Below are 17,141 nucleotides of genomic sequence, written 5' to 3' on the forward strand. Positions count from 1 at the left end.
CAGTGCGCGATCAGAAATCGGTCCGAACAAAAACAATCCTTGTCACGGACAGTGTGACAAGGATTGCTGCGGATCTTCAAAATTGGATCAACCTGAATGACAGCTGATGCAGAATGATTAGTTCTGACGGGTTGCGTTGAATTTAGAAACCCCTGAAGCCGACTGAGTAGGCTGTGCGGCGGGTTTCTGTGCGGTACCCTGTGGTTCTGGTGTACTGGAACGCTTCCAGTTGTCAGTTGACCAGTGAGGATAGTACTGCACGACGCTGCTGCCCAGGTCGCTCAGAATTTCGTGGAATTTTTTGGTGGTCATGTGCTGGTTGGGGATCACCCGCTGCAGAACAAACCGACGGTTGCTGGAGATATAAGCAAAGAATTTGCCGTTGCCCATGCGGTCGTTGTCAGACAGCAGACGCAACATGGCGGTCCGGGGAACATCGGCAGCACTGCGGGGCAGCGGATCCAGCCAGGCCATGACCCAGACCCATTCACCATTTTCACTCAGAACAGCAGACATGGAGAGTTCCCATTCTTCTTTGTTCTGATTGGCTTTGAACTGAAAGTCGTAGCGTTTCTTGGTTTTGGTAACTTGCAGACCCATGGCTTTCAGCAGGTTGCCCAGCTGATCTTCTGAGATCTGGCCGGGTAGCTTTTCTCCGCTGGCTTTCTCAGCGGGTGCACTAGAGGCAGCAGGCTGCTGCGCGTGAGCACCCACTCCCAGAATTGCCATGGCCGATAACACAGCCAGAAAACAACCCACGACGATCCATCCGCGTAACGTGATTTTCATTTTGAAGACACTCCTTTGTCACTTCATTGCTCTTGTGTTTACGCTTGTCTACCTGCGTTCCATCTGCAGGCTGACCGGCGACTGTCTGGCGTTGCCTGAGACAGTCAGGGATGATTTCGTCATCCCTGGGTCGGAAGCATGGCTCTCAGCGGCAGATTCTGCCGAATTGAGTTAATTTAGATCAAATAAGCCTTTGAGGCAGATCTGTGACCATGTTTCGAACTGATCTAACTCTTGTAACAGTTTTTCCGGTGAGTCAAACCCTGTCTCTATAATCGACTCTTCACGGGGTAGAACTTTGGGCAACTCCAGGTCAAAAATGTGAACTATTCCCAAGTGGACCTTTCCGACCTCGGTTTCGTCGTCATTAATCAGTCCGACACAGCGTTCCGTAAAGGCGGTATCCATGGAGACTTCTTCGTCCAGTTCCCGCTGCATCCCCTCGCGGTAGGTGGAACCGGCTTTGGCGTCGTCTTCCAGTGAAATATGCCCCCCGATGCCAATTGACCGCTTGCTGTGCAGACGCGATTCGCCCCCTTTGGAGCCACGGGTATAGTAGAAGATCTTCCCTTCGTGCCGGAAAATACAGTAGGGAATCAGCTGTTTGAAGCTGGGATCTTCTTCAACCGTGTCGCGGGGGCGAAAGCTGATGTAGTTCGGGTCGAAGAGGGTTTTCATATACGGTTCGACCTGATCGTTGAATCCCTGAAAATGACCGACCTCGTGGAAAAGGAGTGTGGGGACGACCATGACGTGTTCCACTTGTTGTTCGGTATCTGACATCGCTGATCCTTCTATGCTATGTGAACAGGTTGACGTTGATTGAAAATTCGATGCGTCAGGAAGCTGAGCGCCCCAGCAGTTCGCAGACTTTGTCGCCGATTTCCGGCGAACGCATGAGTGTTTCGCCTACCAGAATGCCTTGCACGCCGGCCTCCTGCAGTCGCAGGACGTCTTCGCGGTTCCGAATACCACTCTCACTGATCAGCAGGCAGTCTTCCGGCAGACGGGGGCTGAGTTCAATGGAGTGATCCAGGCTGGTGACGAATGTTTTCAGGTTGCGGTTGTTGATCCCCAGCATGGGTGGGTTGAGTTTCAGGACCCGATCGAGGTTGTTGGGTTCATAGATTTCGACCAGAGCCTGCATGCCCAGTTCCAAGGCATAGCCATACAGATCATGCAACTGCGTATCATCCAGGCACTCGGCGATCAAGAGGACGCAATCCGCGCCCGCGACGCGCGCTTCCAGGATCTGGTAGCGATCGATGATGAACTCTTTTCGCATGACGGGAATCGCGACGGCAGCACGAACCGCCTTGAGGTAATCGAGGTGCCCCTGGAAATAGTTCTCGTCGGTCAAGACACTCAAACAGGCAGCTCCGAACCGTTCATAGGTCTGTGCAATTTCAACCGGATGAAAATCATCCCGAATGATTCCGGCAGAGGGAGAGGCTTTTTTTACCTCAGCGATCATTCCCACAGGGCCGTGGTTTCGCAGAGATGCGACAAAATCACGTATGGGAGGCGCCGTCGACAGCTGATCGACCAGCGCTGCAGCAGGCACGCGAACTTTGGCCTGGCTGACTTCGCCCTGTTTGTGTTGAATGATTTCTTCGAGAATGTTACTCACGGATTTATCTGGCTACCTTCGGTTGCAGGGGCACTGATTGTCGATTCTGTCTCCGTAGCATAACTCCCCGGACGCCGAAGTACCACAGAGTCGATGAAAGCGATCGTGATTCCACTTGTAATTCCGATCGGGGATCACCACGATGGTCTCATAACTCCCCTGATGTCATTGAATTCCAGCGAACCAGGAGCTCCCCGTTGGTTCCCATCGTGTTACAATTTTTACTTTTGCTGCTGACCCTGGTGAGCATCCGTAATTGGTTTCTCATTATTAAAGCGCAAAGTCTGACGCCGGTGTTCGAGTTGAATCCCGAGCGGACCACATCCGAGTTGTCGCCGCCTGTTCTGCTGGCGTTGCTCTGGATTTGCTATCAGGTGGTTGCATCGCTGAATCCACCACCGCCTGCGCCGCTGGAGCTGAACCAGATCATCCAGTCCTGTTTGATTTTACTCGCGCTGACAGGGATCCTGCTGCTGATTCTGACGATGGTCAGTTGGAAGTCGTTGGGGCAACTCGGATTTCGGCTGGATCAGATCCCTACGCAGCTGCGGGACGGTGCACTCGGGTTTCTGCTGGCCCCGCTGCCCGTGATTCTGCTGCTGGTGGCCACACATCCTTTCCGTTCGGAGGAAACACTGCACCCACTGTTACAGTTATTGCGGTCCGCTCCGGGTGTGGTCGCGATTGGCTGGGTTTTTCTATCGGCGATCGTGGTGGCCCCCCTGTTTGAAGAACTCCTCTATCGTGTACTGTTACAAAGCTGGCTGGAGGGCTTTCTGACTCCGTTGCGGGCGATCATCGTCAGCTCACTGATTTTCAGCCTGGTGCATGGGTTTCCGGACTCGATCCCTCTGTTTCCGCTCGCGTTTCTGCTGGGGACGCTCTATTACTACCGGCGAAGCTACATAGCCAATGTGTTCATGCATGCGCTGTTTAATGCGATCAATTTCGCCCTTGCTCTGGCCGGTGACGAAATGCCAGGTTAAGGAGATTTGAGCCGAATTGAGGGCAGTTATGTGGACAGGTGTTTTGGGGTTCACCTGATTGAGGAAATTCGCTAAGCTTCCCGCCTCTCTCTCAAACCTCCCTTCCCTTTCGGAGATCTCCGAAATGAAAACCCCACTACTCCGTTCCGGAGCTTGTTTCTGTCTATGCGCTTGTCTTTGTCTCTCCTGTGCGACCATGAAATCCAAAATGGATCTGGTTTACACAGGCAAAGTGACCGGTGCGCTCTCACAACAGCTGGTAGACTCGTATGCAGAGTCTCTCAAAGATCCGGTTGCGGCCCGGCAGACCGATGAATACACCAACTGGAAAGTTCTGTATGCGACGAACCGGTCCCAGGAACGGAATCCCGAAGGAAAGATCGGCTACGCCAATGAATTTGACCGGAGTCTGCAGTATGGATCCAGTGAGGTGCAGATCTCACGTAAGAATCGCAGCGATCTGAAATCAAAAGTGATCCAGACCATCTGGCAGGGATCGCCGGCACCGGATGGACAGGTTGAGATCAACAGTCTCTCCGCGGTTCCCGAGGTGAACTTCTTTGAGGAATTGAACACGCTGATTGCTAAGTCTCCTCAGAAAGATGTGCTGTTGTTCGTACACGGGTTTAATGTCAATTTCCCCAGCGCAGTGCAGCGGGCAGCACAAATTGCTAATGAACTGCCCTTTAATGGAGCAGTGGTCTGTTACAGCTGGCCTTCGCAGGGTGGCGTCGAGAAGTATCTGCTGGATGGTCAGGTTGCCCAGGCCAGTGTGGAGCCGATGGCACAGTTCCTGGAAACAATGGTGAAATCAGTCCCCCAGGGTACAAAAATCAATATTGTGGTGCACAGCATGGGGAACCGTGTTGTGATGCGGGCCATGAATCGCCTGCCCGATAATTTTGCGGAAACCAAGCCCTTCCAGAATGTAGTGCTGGCGGCACCCGATGTGGGCGTGAGCGAATTCCGGAAGCTGGCACCCGCGATCATTGAACAGTCTGGGCGTGTCACCCTCTATTCCGGGTCGGGGGATGTGGCGCTGGTGGCTTCAGAAGCAGTCAACCAGGAACGCAGGGCGGGTGACTCCCGCGAGCCTTTAATTATGGAAGGCGTCGAGACCATTGATGTGTCCGCGGTCGACACCAGTTTCATGAGCCATTCTTATTATGGCAGTAATCGGGCCGTCTTAAGCGATCTGTTTGCAGTGTTGAAGCAGAACAGTTCCGCAACCCAGCGCAAATGGCTGGTCTCTCGGGAATTTCAGGGGCACCAGTACTGGGCATTTGACAAAGAACCCCCGGAAATCAGAAAAGTCAGGTCCGCCAGTCTGTGACAGGGCCGGGTTCAGGTATAATCGGCAGTGTCAGCTTCATCACTATTTATGAAGCTCTCTACGACACACAAACTGCTGAGTGCCGGAGCCTGTATCATGAAAGACAGCACGAGTCGCTTCTCTGATCGCGTTGAAAACTATGTTAAATACCGACCGAGTTACCCGGAAGCGGTTCTGGACTGCTTGAAGACACACTGCGGGCTGACGTCCGAATCTCTGATTGCCGACATCGGATCTGGCACCGGGATTTCCTCTCAACTTTTCCTGGAGCACCATAATACCGTTTATGGTGTTGAGCCGAATGCCGAGATGCGGTCGGCGGCGGAACGACTGCTCGGGGCTTATCAGAACTTTCACAGTATCAACGGAACGGCTGAAGAGACCGGTCTGCCGACAGGAAAGTTTGATATTGTCGTCGCAGGCCAGGCCTTTCACTGGTTTGACCAGTCACGTGCCAGGCAGGAGTTCCAGCGGATTCTGAAGCCGGGAGGCTGGGGAGCTCTGATCTGGAATGAACGCAGAACTGATACAACGCCCTTTCTGCGGGCATATGAATCTTTGCTGCTCGAATACGCCACCGATTACCAGGATGTGAATCACACCCGAATTACGGATGAAGATTTCGCCCTCTTTTTTGCTCCGGACTCATTCCGCAAATTTACATTTCAGAATGAACAGATCTTCGATCTGCCTGCGTTGACCGGGCGAGTGCTCTCGTCGTCTTACTGTCCCAATCATGGAGATGCCGGGTACGACGAAATGCTGCATCAGCTGAATGTAATCTTCGAAGCTCATCAGACAGCGGGCAGGGTGCGGTTTGAATACGATACTAATGTGTATCTGGGGCAGTTTGCCTGATCGGGAACATAAACGCCGATGGGAGTGTTGCGCGGCGCATAAAGAAAGCCCTTAAGAAGGCGGTGAATTGTGGACGGGATATCGTAGATTATACACTTCACAGAAACTGATGAGCTTGCTGGGTCAGAACTCGCAAATCAGGGGGACCTTCTGGATAATGTCCGTCCAGACCAGATTCCTTCTTAAGGGCCAGGCTGGGTTCAGAAAGCTGAAGGCAAAACCGGGTTCAGAAGAACCAGAAACTCCGTTTCACGGTTGCCGAACAACTTTCTGATAGTCTACTAATGCAGATGACATGCCAAAAGTGTGTTGCAATCGGGGAAAGTCGAAAATACCCTCAAGAAAGTGAGAAAACTGGAGTAAATTCTTGGATGACGCTTCATTTTTGTCTATTTTGAGTGGGATGAGTGATTGTAGAACCTCTATTTTATCAGGTTTCGACACCCAGACTTGAAATATCGGCGCCGAAATGCTCTATTGTTGACAGCAGATTTCATTCAGCGCCGAACTTTTCGGCGCTATAAACTGGTTCGACACATGTATCGACATTGATGTCTAGCCGGCGCACCCTTGTTGGAAATCGCTCAAAATGAAAAAGCATGGATTCAAAGAACGCGCGATTCTCTTCACCGGCGGCATTCTGGCTGTCGTATATAGTGTGATCGTATTAGGCTTCGTTACAACCAGCCCAGACCTGCGTCTGCGGGCGATGCTGGATAGCGTCCAGTCTGAGTCTGGAGAAGAGGGGCCTGACGGGATCGAAATCAAGGCGACTCCCAGCATCAAGAAGGAAGGGGCCTTTTCACCTCCGAAACCGGGTGACATTCTCACGAAGATCGGCGAGTATCCGATTCGGACGTTCCTCGATTTCTCTCAGGTTCTCAGCAAGCTGCGCGACATGAAGCTCCCCCCCGGCGGCCATCTTCGTCCGCAGGCCGATCCCACGGAACATGATGTGCCCTACATGGTGGAAATGGAGGGGAACCGGTTTATCAATGTCGAGTTTTACAGCCGCACTGATAACGCCGATGGTCCACCGACCTATACACTGAAGTCGGCGTGGGTTCAGATTCAGGCGATTCCCTCGGGTGATGTCGCGATCTCATTGCTCTGGTTTTCGTTGGAGCTGATCATTCTGGCAATCGGGGCTTTTGCGTACTGGATGCGGCCCTTCGACCGGACTACACGAATCTTCTTTGTGATGGGGATCATCACCCTCGTCGCCTTTATCGGTGGTTATAACTGGTGGATTATCGCCGGTGCCCTGGCGCTGAATATTCCGTTTGTCCTGGCGGCCGTTCTGGTACCTGCGATTACGCTCCACTTCTTTATTACGTATCCAAGATCCATTCCCTGGTTGGCCCAATATCCCATTGGTCTGCTGCGTGCCATTTATTCCGTGCCCGTCGCGACCTGTACCCTGATCCTGGCCTGTCTGATTTATCTACGTCTGACTTCACACATCAGCGATGGTTCCGTGGAACTGGCTAATCAGGATTATTCCCCGCTCGTGTTTCAGGTGGTTTCGGTCCTGCGCTGGGCTGTTTACAGTTATATCAGTGTGGCTGGTATCTATTATCTGATGACGCTAGGCGCGCTGCTCAATAATTACTTCAAGAGCCAGAATCCCTATGAGCGGAATCAGCTGAAGTGGATTGCCTGGGCAGGGTTGATCTCGATTATTCCCGTGGGGTACTCGCTTTATCTGGCGGAATTTAACCGGACCCAGTTCGCCCTGGGGGGGGCTGGGATTCCGATGTTCCTGGCCAGTGTCTCCTTCATGGCTGCGTTTGTTGTGGGCATCATTCGCTACCGGTTGATGCTGATCGATCAGATCATCAGCCGCGGGATGTTGTTCTATGTCGTCAGTGCCGGTATCTCGATTCTGTATGCAACCGTGATTTCACTGGGATCGCTCTATGGTACGCAGCTGAATCGCACGCCGAGTACCAATCAGGCGATCTCTGTCTTTCTGGTGATGCTGTTTGCAATCTCACTGTTGCTCTGGTCGCGTGACCGTGTGCAGCGGCTCATCGACCGGCGTTTCTTCCGCCAGAAATACCAGCTTGATAAAGCGCTGAAGCGTATGAATCGCGCCGTCGGTCGCCTGGGGGATCAGCGTTCGATCGCCGACCGCATGCTCACCTCCTGCCGCGAAGTGCTCCAGGTTAAAAGTGCAGCCATTTACCTGTTGAATCCAGAGCGAACGCAGTTTGATCTGTTGACCGGATTTCACATTGAAAATTCACCATCGACGGTTCCCTGTAATCCGGAACTGCTGGAAGTTCTTGAAGGAGAGCTTGCCTTCCAGCGGGTGGCGACAGGCTTATTGAAAGAGGCATCCCCCGCTCAACAACTGCTGCGGCTGTTAGGATTCGACTTCATCTACAATCTCGAGTTGGATGGAGAGTTTGCCGGTTTCGTGGCACTGGGCCAGCGAACTGCCGGCAGTGCCTATTCTGCGGAGGACCTGACGTTCCTGAACGCCATGGGGCAGATCACCAGCATCGCCCTGCACAGTACCAAGATTCATCAGGACCTCAGGCGTCTCAATGAAGAGATGCGGATCAAGGTGGAAAAGATCGACGATCAACGGCGGCTGGTCTCTGTGTTGCAGTCCGAGTTAACCAGTTCGCAGGAAATTGCCGAGCGGAGTGAACCGCATGATGTGCAGCGGGGGTTAATCAAGGGGAACAGTCCGGCGATCCGGCAGGTGATGGAAACCGTGCGTAAGGTCGCCAATTCGGAATCGACGGTTCTGATTCGCGGCGAGAGCGGAACCGGGAAAGAACTCCTCGCCCAAGCGGTTCACGAAAACAGTTCGCGTCACGAGAAGCCTCTGGTGCGGGTGAACTGTGCGGCGTTGTCGCCCAGTCTGCTGGAAAGTGAACTGTTCGGCCATGTGAAAGGCGCATTTACCGGCGCACATGAAGACCGAGTCGGCCGATTTGAAATGGCGAATGGGGGAACTCTGTTCCTCGATGAAATCGGAGATATTTCACTCGATACCCAGGTCAAGCTGCTGCGGGTTCTGCAGGAGCGTGCCTTCGAACGGGTGGGAGGATCAGAAACACTGCACGTGGATGTGCGGCTGATTACCGCGACGCACCAGAACCTCGAACAGCGAATTACCGAGGGACTGTTCCGCGAGGATTTGTACTATCGTCTGAATGTGATCAGCATTACTCTGCCTCCGCTTCGCGAACGGCGGGATGACATTTTCGAACTGGCATTCTACTTCCTGAAACGCACCGCTCATCGTCTGGGAAAACGCATTTCGCACATCGATCCCGATGCCATCGAGGCGCTGGAGCGTGCTGACTGGCCGGGTAATATCAGACAACTGGAGAACGTGATTGAGCGCGCGGTCGTGCTGGCTGAAGAAGAAGTCATCACTTTGAAAGATCTGCCCGCAGATCTTGTCAGTGGGAACAGGCGGATGCCGGTGCGGGTTCTCGAAACCAAACAGGTCCGGACTGAGCCATCGAGACGTATCCCGTTATCTGATGTGGAGGTGATCTCTTTCCCGGGCACAGAGAACCAGGCGGATCGTCAGCTTTCCGAGCCGGAACAACTCAAGCAGGCGCTGGCGGAATGTGATGGCAATAAAGCCCAGGCTGCCCGCATGCTGGGGATGCCTCGCAGCACGTATTACAGCAAGCTGAAAAAATACGGTATTGGCTGATTTCGGCTCCGCCTGTATCACACTCTTCTCTCAAGCAACAGTTGTTGTACTTTCACGCGTCAATGAAAGGTAGGGGCTTCCGCGAAGATCTCTTCGAAGATCATCTCCCGTTGAAAGGGGCCGTTTTGATAATCGATCTTTACCCCTTCTCGCTCATTAAACTGTCCGGAAGGGAAACAGTACATTACATCTTCGAGCATGAACTTTGCACAGGGTTCGTTGTCGCCCCGCTTCATCAGTGACAGTCCGATCTCGTCTTCCTCTTTAAAGACCAGAATGGCGCCGATGGCCAGCGCTGAGCAGGTGATCTCTGAGAATGTGGTGCGCTGTCGCCGAGATTTTGATAGGTGGTGTTTCAATCAGCCAGTCGATCTCATCATCGCGGATCTCTCTATCGCCTCCCAGTGCAGGCTGAAACTCAGGGGGGCTGACCTCCGTCTGCCAGATTGTTTTCCAGATTTCCTCTTTGATTTGTCCCCGGATGCCAGGTCCCAGATACCCTATCATTTTCTTCGACCAGAACATGAGTGGCAGGGGGAGCGCGAGGCCGTTGTTGGGCGGGTCTTCCAGTAGAGGCAGCAGACGTGATGTCAGTCGCCCCTCTGGCAGAGACTCGCGGAAGAGCATGACCGAAGTCAGGTAAACTTCATGGCCATCGGTGACCTGGTAGGGAACCGGGTAGGAAAAACTGTCCTTCCGCTCGTCGGTAATCCGGTTCGCCAGAGCATCCAGGGCGGCATCACCCGTATGTGTTCCCTTTAATGCGAAGATGCGGTTGGAAATTTCCAGCAGGTGGTTCGGGTTGTCCCCAAAGTAGTCTTCCGGAGAGTAAATGTAGGAAGCACGCAGGTTATGCTGGCCCCGTTCAAAGATCATGGAATTTGCCTGGACCAGACTCCCCCAGACGGGTTTTCCTTGCTTGAGCAGATTTTCGTAGGCCTCTTTCGCAGTATCCGCCAGAAAGGATTCTGCGGTCTTGAACACGCGGGGGTCAGGCTTTTCAGCGACCATCATCCTGCTCAAACGCCACCAGTACAGCAGTCTGGCACTTTGTTTCAGAAATCTGGAAGGTTCAATTTCAAACACACTCAGTTCTCCCGCTTCAATCTGGAGTGCGCTCCTGTTGGAATTAAATCAACATACCGTGCAACAGAATTATCATCAACAGTTCAGTGGTGTTTGTCTGGATTCCAGTTGCTGCCGAGATGGGCAAATTCATAACCAGTCAATTTTTTATGTATTTGCATAACAGACAGTTCCGGAACCACAAAAAAAGAAACTTAAATAATCGGGAGCCGATTTTATCTGCTCTAGACAGCAGTTAAGATGAAGAGTTGAGTCTGATTGACAGCCTCATAAACGACTTTGTACTGACTCGCCCGGAGGAAACTCACCCGTGACTTTTGCTGATTTAATCTCTCGTCGAAGCCTGCTGATCCTGCTGGCAACACTCCCTCTGTTTTCTCTTTCCGCACTGGAAGCTGGTGAGGATGATTCAAAACAGAAAACCATTTTCATGCGATCCGGCTGGCAGACGGTCAACATCGGGGACATTGGACATACGCCGGGAACTCTGCGTTACCTGGAAGAGTATCTACCTGACGTGAAAGTCAATCTTTGGTTGCATCGGACCACCGATGAAGTCACCGCGATGCTCAAACAGCGGTTTCCCAAGGTGAATATCGTGCAGGGGAAAATGAATGCACGCGGTAAAGCCAATAATCCTGAGATGCAGAAAGCCTTCGATGAGAGCGACCTGTTTCTCTACAACTCCGGCATGCACTTCAACCAGTTCTGGCCACCGCCGATTTACATCATTGAAGCCTGCACTGCGACCAATAAACCGCTGGTGTTGTATGGACAGTCATTCGATGGCTTTGCACCGGAAGATGAAGCGAAGATGAGCGAACTGCTTTCCCGGGCGGCTGCGATTTACACCCGTGACGTGGAATCGTTTTATTACCTGCGGAAGATCGGCGTGACGTCACCTTCCCTCGCCTTCGGTCCGGATGGCTGCTTTGGTATCGATGTTCGTGATGACAAAAAAGCGAATGCCTGGCTCAATGCCCACGATTTGAAACCGAAAGAATTCATCACCATCACGCTTCGCAGTAATACACCTAAGCTGAAAGCGACAAAGGGGACCGTGATGAACCCGACCCAGCCGACGAAGGAAGACATCGCACAGAACGAACTCTGGACGAAAAAACTGCGGACGGTCATCACCGACTGGGTTCGCACAACGAAGAAAAAAGTGCTGCTGGCACCTGAAGTGGATAAGGAAATCATCCATGCCCAGAAGATGATTCTCGATCAGCTTCCCGAAGATGTGAAGCCTTACGTCGTCAACCGCGATCCGTTCTGGAACGTGGATGAAGCCGCTTCTGTGTATGCCCAGGCGATCGCCGTTGTCTCCATGGAGCCGCATTCCTGCATCATCGCGTTGTCGATGGGAACGCCGGTCATGCATCTGGCGAGTGCCCGTCACGGTCTCAAACGCTGGATGTTCCGCGATATTGGACTGTCGGAATGGCTGTTCGATATCGACAATGAACCCGCTTCACAGATTACCCGGGCCCTGTTGAAAATTGATGCCAAGCCGGCGCTGTCCCAGTCCAAGGTGGACCGGGCCATGCACACGGTGAATACACGATCGAAGGAAATGATGGGGGAGATCAAAGAGATCCTGGATCAGCAATAGGTCACCTGGATCCCTTTGGGCCCGGCTGGATTGCTTAATCCTGTTTCGGTTTGAGTTGCTGTTCGATGACCCGGGCCACCTCTTTCCCCTGTGCGGTGGCACCGGCGGTATTGAAGTGCACGTTGCCCGGTTTGGTCCACCACTGGGCATGCTGTGGCTTTGTGAAAGCATACAGGTCATCGACGGCAATTTCGGGATAGTCCTTGAGGACCTTCAATGCGATCTGGTTGTACTTCGCTGCATCACCGGCGATCCGCCCCGGCTCTCCTTCGGGCACGGGCGTAGTCGTTGCGAAAATCAGTTTGGCTTTGGGGGCCAGTTGTTTGAGGTAAGCGATGATAGCCCGCAGGTTCTTTTCGTAGTCAGCGGGGGAAATCGCCTGGGTGCCGTTCACCCGATCCAGCTTTTTGCCATTCATGTACTTCAGGTCGTGCAGCCCGACGTTGAAGTGAATCACGTCCCAGTCAAATTTCCAAGGATCGTTGAGGTCGTCTTTTTGCATGGTGGCGTGCATCGTTTTCATCTTCTGAATAAACGAAGAGGAATCGCCGCCGTTGCAGTACAGACGGTAGACGTTGGCTTTGCCTTTGAGAGCCTCGCGAGTGGCATCGGTATAAGCGATGGAAATGGAATCTCCATAGAGCAGTACGTTCGGCAGTTGAGGATTGTTTTTGACGTACTGGAACGCGGGTCGCTTATTGAAGCGAGGAGAGCGAACCAGTTTCTGCCAGGCTTTTTTGGCATCCTGTTCGGCCAGGGCCGACTGTGAGAAGGTGGTCAGGTAGAGCAGTAGCAGCGGAATCAGTTTGAGCGTTTTCATAGTGTGTTTCTCGATATAGAAGATTCATGGGAGTCGATCGATTGTGACTTCCATTGTGCAGAAAGACGCTCAGAGACGGCAAGTTGATTCTGAACTGTTTTTCCAAAAACAACGGGTGAATGCGGAATAAGGTAATTCTGTACTGTTTTGAGTTGGGACCGGCGCGATTAAGCAATAGAATATATTTTCCTCTCACATCCAGAACTGTTCTTCAAGGGAGTGCTCAACATGAGATTCTACTGTCTGTGCTGTCTGTTATTTGTTTTCGGTTGTGAACAATCCAAACCTACGACACCGGCGCCGGTGGTCGAGCAGGGGGAAGCGGCTCCGATTCCCGATGAACAGCAGGCAGGCGATCAGCATGCCGAAGCGCACAAGGGAGAACCGCTGGCCGGGATGGGCGTTATGGTGGGAGAACTCACTCCAGACAGCGCACTGGTGCAGGTGCGTCTGACAGAGACTGATAAGCTGGTTGACAGGGATGTGAAAGGGACGTCGGGTGTGGTCCGCTTTACCCTGCAACCCGTCGCTGCTAAAGGGGGAGCGGAAATCAAAGACAATCCCCAGACAGTTGAAGCGGTCGCCGATCATGATTTTATCGCCCGGGCTGCTTTTACCGGACTGGCTCCCGGAACGAAATACGAATGTAAAACAGAGATTGGCAAGACTGCCGAACATCTGCATGCTGGACCGACGGCCCACTTTGAAACATTGCCCGGTCCGACCCTGGCAGAACCAGTGAAGTTCGTGGTAGTGACCGGCATGAACTATGCCAAATTTCATGGCGATGACCGAATCGATAAAAAGCAGCATCTGATCGAGAACAATACCAATCTTCCGCAGCCGTATTCCGGTCCCGATAAACACCTGGGATATCCCGCACTGGAGACGATTCTGAAGCTCAAACCGCTGTTCTTCGTCGGCACCGGGGATAACGTTTACTACGATACCCCCGATAATCCACGTGCGAAAACGATTCCCGAAATGCGACAGAAGTGGCACGAGCAGTTCATTCAACCCCGTTATCGCGATCTGTTCGCGGAGGTTCCGACTTACTGGGAGATTGACGACCACGATTACCGCATTGACGATGGCGACAATACCGGCGATCATCACCCGACTCCTCAGGAAGGGCGGGACATGATGCTCGAACAACTGCCGGTGGCTCCTATGGGGGATAAAGATGCGAAGACGTATCGTACGCATCGGGTGAGCAAGGATCTGCAAATCTGGCTGCCGGAAAACCGGATGTACCGCAGCCCGAATGCGATGGAAGATGGTCCGGAAAAATCGATCTGGGGCAAGGAGCAGAGAGCCTGGTTGCAGAAGACGCTCAAAGAGAGCGACGCGACTTATAAACTTCTGATTTCACCCACGCCGATGATCGGTCCTGATGATCTCCGTAAAACCGACAACCATTGTGATATTGGCGGCTTTCGTCATGAGCGGGATGATTTCTTCAAGTGGCTCAAGGAGAACGGCCTGGATCAGCAGAATTTCTTCATCGTCTGTGGCGATCGGCACTGGCAGTATCATTCGGTTGATCCCAGTGGTTTCGAAGAGTTTTCCTCGGGGGCTCTGGTCGATGCGAACTCACGACTGGGCCGCAAGCCCGGCGATCCAAAGTCGACCGATGCCAAGGGGGAAATCAAGCAGCCTTACTATCAGGATCCGCGGTCGGGCGGATTTCTGGAGGTGAAGGTCACGCCCGCCGGCAAAGAGCAGCCGGCGACGCTTTCCTTTCTGTTTCATGACGAGAAAGGAAAGCTGCTCTACCAGCATGACGTTCCACCGAAGAAGTAGCCACGTTACTCCTGGAAGTTCGTATCGGCGGTTTTCAGGTCCAGTGGTTTGATCCAGACGTTTCGGAAACGAACGTCGTGTCCTTCGCACTGCAGCTTGATTCCGCCCGGTCGGTCAGTGATGCCGAAGCCGTTGTCATTGCCACCGTCCAGGCCGGAATTCGCACCGCCCCAGACTTTGTCGATCGTGACATTCTCGTGTACTTTCTTGCCATTGAAGTAGACCGTGACCAGCGGCTTCTCAACCAGCTTGCCATCTTTGAAGCGAGCGGCTCGAAAGGTGACGTCATAAGCGTTCCATTTGCCGGTACCATTGTAAGCATGGTAGGGAGACTCGGTTTTGTTGATTACGGCTCCCATTCCATGTTTGGTTTTATCGCCGTCCAGAATCTGGATTTCATAGCGATTCTGCAGATAGACGCCGCTGTTGCCGCCTGGTTTCATCACCAGAAATTCGACATGCAGACGGAAGTCGCCGTATTTCTGTTTGGTGACAATATCCGCTGCGCCGAATTTTCCCCCAGCTGCAGCCGGATCATCTGACTGGATTGCCGTACCCTTGTCGATCGGGTCTTCGACGACTTTCCATTTGATGGGGAGCGAGGAACCGAAGCGAGGGCCTTTCCAGTAAGTCCACTTCTGGTCCAGCATTTCGCGACTGCCATCCAGCAGGATTTCTGCATCGGCAGGAGCCGGGGCGGAGACCCCCACATCTGCCTGGGCGGTAGATACTGTAAGAGGTATGGTCAAAAACATAGACAGACAAATGACCAGATAAGTGTAGCGCATAGTGGTTCCCTTTTATGACAGTCGTGTGGATTATGCTTGATATTTCGGTAGCAGGGGACAGGTTTTCTCAATGATGTTTCAAGCCGATTTTGTATCAGAGTGCCGTTTTACTGCGCAAAGAGTGATTGATACGATCTATTTTCTGAGCAGAATATTTAAAAAATATTAATAAAAGAGACACTCTTCCTGTCTCCTGCGGGTTAGATTCATAGTGAGCGATCCGCGAGGGGAAATCAAATCTAAAGAGTGATTTCTCAATCGATTTCGACTTGTAAAAAACAGAGTGATCCGAAGTGTCTTCTGCACAGTCAGCCGGATGACCTCATAGTTCGATATCTAATTTCGAGCAGGAAGTCGGCACTTGAAATGTTTGGCATAGAATTCGCTTTCTTTACGTGTCAATAGTTTGTTGATTATCATGGCAGAGTGTTTATGTTAGTTACAGGAGCTTCGTCGATCGTCTACAAAACGACTGACACAGGTTTGAGTGCTGATGTCCTTCCACAGCTACCTCACAATTGAGTTGAGAAACTCGTGTGATCCTGCCCATGAGTCCTGCCTCATCTGTTTTTGATGCTTAATGAAAGAACTGTCCTCTAAGTCTTTGTAGTTATATCTCCATTTATTTCTAAAGGAAACTTTTATGTTTTGCAGGCACAATGTACGCAAACGTGGTTTCACACTGATCGAGTTATTGGTCGTGATTGCCATTATTGCTATCTTAATCGCGCTTCTTCTGCCCGCTGTTCAGCAGGCACGTGAAGCAGCACGTCGCAGTACGTGTAAGAATAACTTGAAGCAGCTCGGTCTGGCGTTGCACAACTACCATGATGCCTACCTGCGCTTCCCCATTGGTGAGCAGAGCCCTTACTACCGCCCGAACTGGCGTGTGCCTCTGCTGCCCTTCCTGGATCAGGCTCCCGCTTACAATCAGATGAACTTTGAAGTGAGTACCACTGTCGGTGGCTTCGCTTCGCAGAACAGTGGTGGATCATACGGTTATGGTTCTGGCGCTGGTTCCAACGAAGTGCTGAAGACCTTACGCGTTCCTGTCTACAACTGCCCTTCCAGTCCTCATGGAAACAATGCTAACGATAGTGCGAACGTGAAGAACAACTACGACCTGGGACAGACCATGGACTACGTCGGGATCGCCGGTGCGACACCGGATCCCTCTGGTACAACCAGCACCTGTTCTGCATCTGGAGCCGGTTATGGAAACGGCACGTTCTGTAATAACGGTCTGCTGGCTCCTAATGAAAGCTTCCGCATCCGTGACATTAAGGATGGAACCTCCAACACAGTCATCGTCGGCGAACAGTCTGGTCAGGTCAACAACCAGGACAGCCGTTCGAACTACTATGGCGGCTGGAGCGGTATCGGCCCTTCCTCTAAAGTGACTTCCTGGTCGAACGGTTCCAACGTCTGGGGATCGGGAACGACGACCGTCATGTATTCTGTGAACAGTTTCTGGAATACCAGTGCCGGCAGTGAAGCGTATCGGACCTATGGTGCGAACACGATTCTGGGCTCTTATCATACCGGCGGTACACACGTGCTGCTGGCTGATGGTGCTGTCCGTTTTGTTTCGGATAACCTCGATTTCGGAACCCTGGCAAATCTCTGTTCCAAGAAGGATGGCCAGGTACTGGGCGAATTCTAGTCAACCGTTCAGGAAGATTTGAATGTTGACCCGCGATACAATTCGAAAGCCCCCGGTCATCCGGATCGGGGGCTTTCCTCTTGCT

13 protein-coding genes are annotated in these 17,141 nt (G+C 52.4%); 7 read left to right on the top strand and 6 right to left on the bottom strand.

All coding sequences use genetic code 11. The annotated features are described in order from the left end of the window. Window positions 1-117: 117 nt before the first annotated feature. The 3 genes from F1728_RS16045 to trpC all read right to left on the bottom strand — a co-directional run bounded on the left by F1728_RS16045 (window position 118) and on the right by trpC (window position 2,419). The gene (locus F1728_RS16045) at window positions 118-789 is read right to left on the bottom strand and encodes a type III secretion system chaperone (protein ID WP_149338588.1); all 672 of its coding nucleotides are present in this window, start codon (window positions 787-789) and stop codon (window positions 118-120) included. Window positions 790-960: 171 nt separating this feature from the next. Continuing rightward, window positions 961-1,572 (bottom strand): phosphoesterase, encoded by a 612-nt coding sequence (locus tag F1728_RS16050; RefSeq protein WP_145045223.1) that lies wholly within the window; start codon window positions 1,570-1,572, stop codon window positions 961-963. 55 nt (window positions 1,573-1,627) lie between these two features. Next, window positions 1,628-2,419, bottom strand: a complete 792-nt coding sequence (gene trpC / locus F1728_RS16055; protein WP_155364974.1) for an indole-3-glycerol phosphate synthase TrpC — start codon at window positions 2,417-2,419, stop codon at window positions 1,628-1,630. Window positions 2,420-2,616: 197 nt separating this feature from the next. Here trpC and F1728_RS16060 point away from each other — a divergent pair, with 197 nt between their 5' ends. The 4 genes from F1728_RS16060 (at window position 2,617) to F1728_RS16075 (ending at window position 9,281) form a co-directional block, all read left to right on the top strand. Then, complete coding sequence (locus tag F1728_RS16060; protein WP_155364975.1) at window positions 2,617-3,405, top strand: CPBP family intramembrane glutamic endopeptidase; 789 nt, start codon at window positions 2,617-2,619, stop codon at window positions 3,403-3,405. Window positions 3,406-3,613: 208 nt separating this feature from the next. Beyond that, on the top strand, window positions 3,614-4,738 hold the full coding sequence (locus F1728_RS16065) for an alpha/beta hydrolase (RefSeq protein ID WP_194242399.1): 1,125 nt from the start codon (window positions 3,614-3,616) through the stop codon (window positions 4,736-4,738). Between the two features lie 96 nt (window positions 4,739-4,834). Continuing rightward, the gene (locus F1728_RS16070) at window positions 4,835-5,596 is read left to right on the top strand and encodes a class I SAM-dependent methyltransferase (protein ID WP_155364977.1); all 762 of its coding nucleotides are present in this window, start codon (window positions 4,835-4,837) and stop codon (window positions 5,594-5,596) included. 589 nt (window positions 5,597-6,185) lie between these two features. Beyond that, window positions 6,186-9,281 carry a sigma 54-interacting transcriptional regulator gene (locus F1728_RS16075; RefSeq protein ID WP_155364978.1) on the top strand — a complete coding sequence of 1,032 codons (3,096 nt, stop codon included), beginning with the start codon at window positions 6,186-6,188 and terminating at the stop codon, window positions 9,279-9,281. Window positions 9,282-9,545: 264 nt separating this feature from the next. On the opposite strand, the gene F1728_RS16080 is transcribed toward F1728_RS16075, so the two are convergent. Beyond that, window positions 9,546-10,367, bottom strand: coding sequence for a hypothetical protein (locus F1728_RS16080; RefSeq protein WP_155364979.1), 822 nt, complete (start codon window positions 10,365-10,367; stop codon window positions 9,546-9,548). 310 nt (window positions 10,368-10,677) lie between these two features. On the opposite strand from F1728_RS16080, the gene F1728_RS16085 reads away from it, so the two are divergent. Then, on the top strand, window positions 10,678-11,982 hold the full coding sequence (locus F1728_RS16085) for a polysaccharide pyruvyl transferase family protein (RefSeq protein ID WP_155364980.1): 1,305 nt from the start codon (window positions 10,678-10,680) through the stop codon (window positions 11,980-11,982). A 34-nt stretch (window positions 11,983-12,016) separates the two neighbouring features. Here F1728_RS16085 and F1728_RS16090 read toward each other — a convergent pair whose 3' ends face one another. Continuing rightward, a complete protein-coding gene (locus F1728_RS16090) occupies window positions 12,017-12,802 on the bottom strand; it encodes an SGNH/GDSL hydrolase family protein (protein ID WP_155364981.1) in 786 nt (261 codons plus the stop codon). 228 nt (window positions 12,803-13,030) lie between these two features. On the opposite strand from F1728_RS16090, the gene F1728_RS16095 reads away from it, so the two are divergent. Continuing rightward, entirely contained in the window at window positions 13,031-14,605 is a 1,575-nt protein-coding gene (locus tag F1728_RS16095; protein ID WP_228030201.1) for an alkaline phosphatase D family protein, read from the top strand. Window positions 14,606-14,610: 5 nt separating this feature from the next. On the opposite strand, the gene F1728_RS16100 is transcribed toward F1728_RS16095, so the two are convergent. Next, window positions 14,611-15,393, bottom strand: a complete 783-nt coding sequence (locus F1728_RS16100; RefSeq protein WP_155364982.1) for a 3-keto-disaccharide hydrolase — start codon at window positions 15,391-15,393, stop codon at window positions 14,611-14,613. Between the two features lie 643 nt (window positions 15,394-16,036). Here F1728_RS16100 and F1728_RS16105 point away from each other — a divergent pair. Continuing rightward, window positions 16,037-17,056, top strand: a complete 1,020-nt coding sequence (locus F1728_RS16105; protein ID WP_149338563.1) for a DUF1559 domain-containing protein — start codon at window positions 16,037-16,039, stop codon at window positions 17,054-17,056. The last annotated feature ends 85 nt before the right edge of the window (window positions 17,057-17,141 follow it).

This window comes from Gimesia benthica, assembly GCF_009720525.1.
GTDB lineage: Bacteria > Planctomycetota > Planctomycetia > Planctomycetales > Planctomycetaceae > Gimesia > Gimesia benthica.

Excerpts from the sequence above, each read along its gene's own strand:
- F1728_RS16045 (WP_149338588.1), bottom strand. The coding sequence starts at position 789 with ATGAAAATCACGTTACGCGGATGGATCGTCGTGGGTTGTTTTCTGGCT.
- F1728_RS16050 (WP_145045223.1), bottom strand. The coding sequence starts at position 1,572 with ATGTCAGATACCGAACAACAAGTGGAACACGTCATGGTCGTCCCCACA.
- F1728_RS16065 (WP_194242399.1), top strand. The coding sequence starts at position 3,614 with ATGGATCTGGTTTACACAGGCAAAGTGACCGGTGCGCTCTCACAACAG.
- F1728_RS16070 (WP_155364977.1), top strand. The coding sequence starts at position 4,835 with ATGAAAGACAGCACGAGTCGCTTCTCTGATCGCGTTGAAAACTATGTT.
- F1728_RS16075 (WP_155364978.1), top strand. The coding sequence starts at position 6,186 with ATGAAAAAGCATGGATTCAAAGAACGCGCGATTCTCTTCACCGGCGGC.
- F1728_RS16090 (WP_155364981.1), bottom strand. The coding sequence starts at position 12,802 with ATGAAAACGCTCAAACTGATTCCGCTGCTACTGCTCTACCTGACCACC.
- F1728_RS16095 (WP_228030201.1), top strand. The coding sequence starts at position 13,031 with ATGAGATTCTACTGTCTGTGCTGTCTGTTATTTGTTTTCGGTTGTGAA.
- F1728_RS16100 (WP_155364982.1), bottom strand. The coding sequence starts at position 15,393 with ATGCGCTACACTTATCTGGTCATTTGTCTGTCTATGTTTTTGACCATA.
- F1728_RS16105 (WP_149338563.1), top strand. The coding sequence starts at position 16,037 with ATGTTTTGCAGGCACAATGTACGCAAACGTGGTTTCACACTGATCGAG.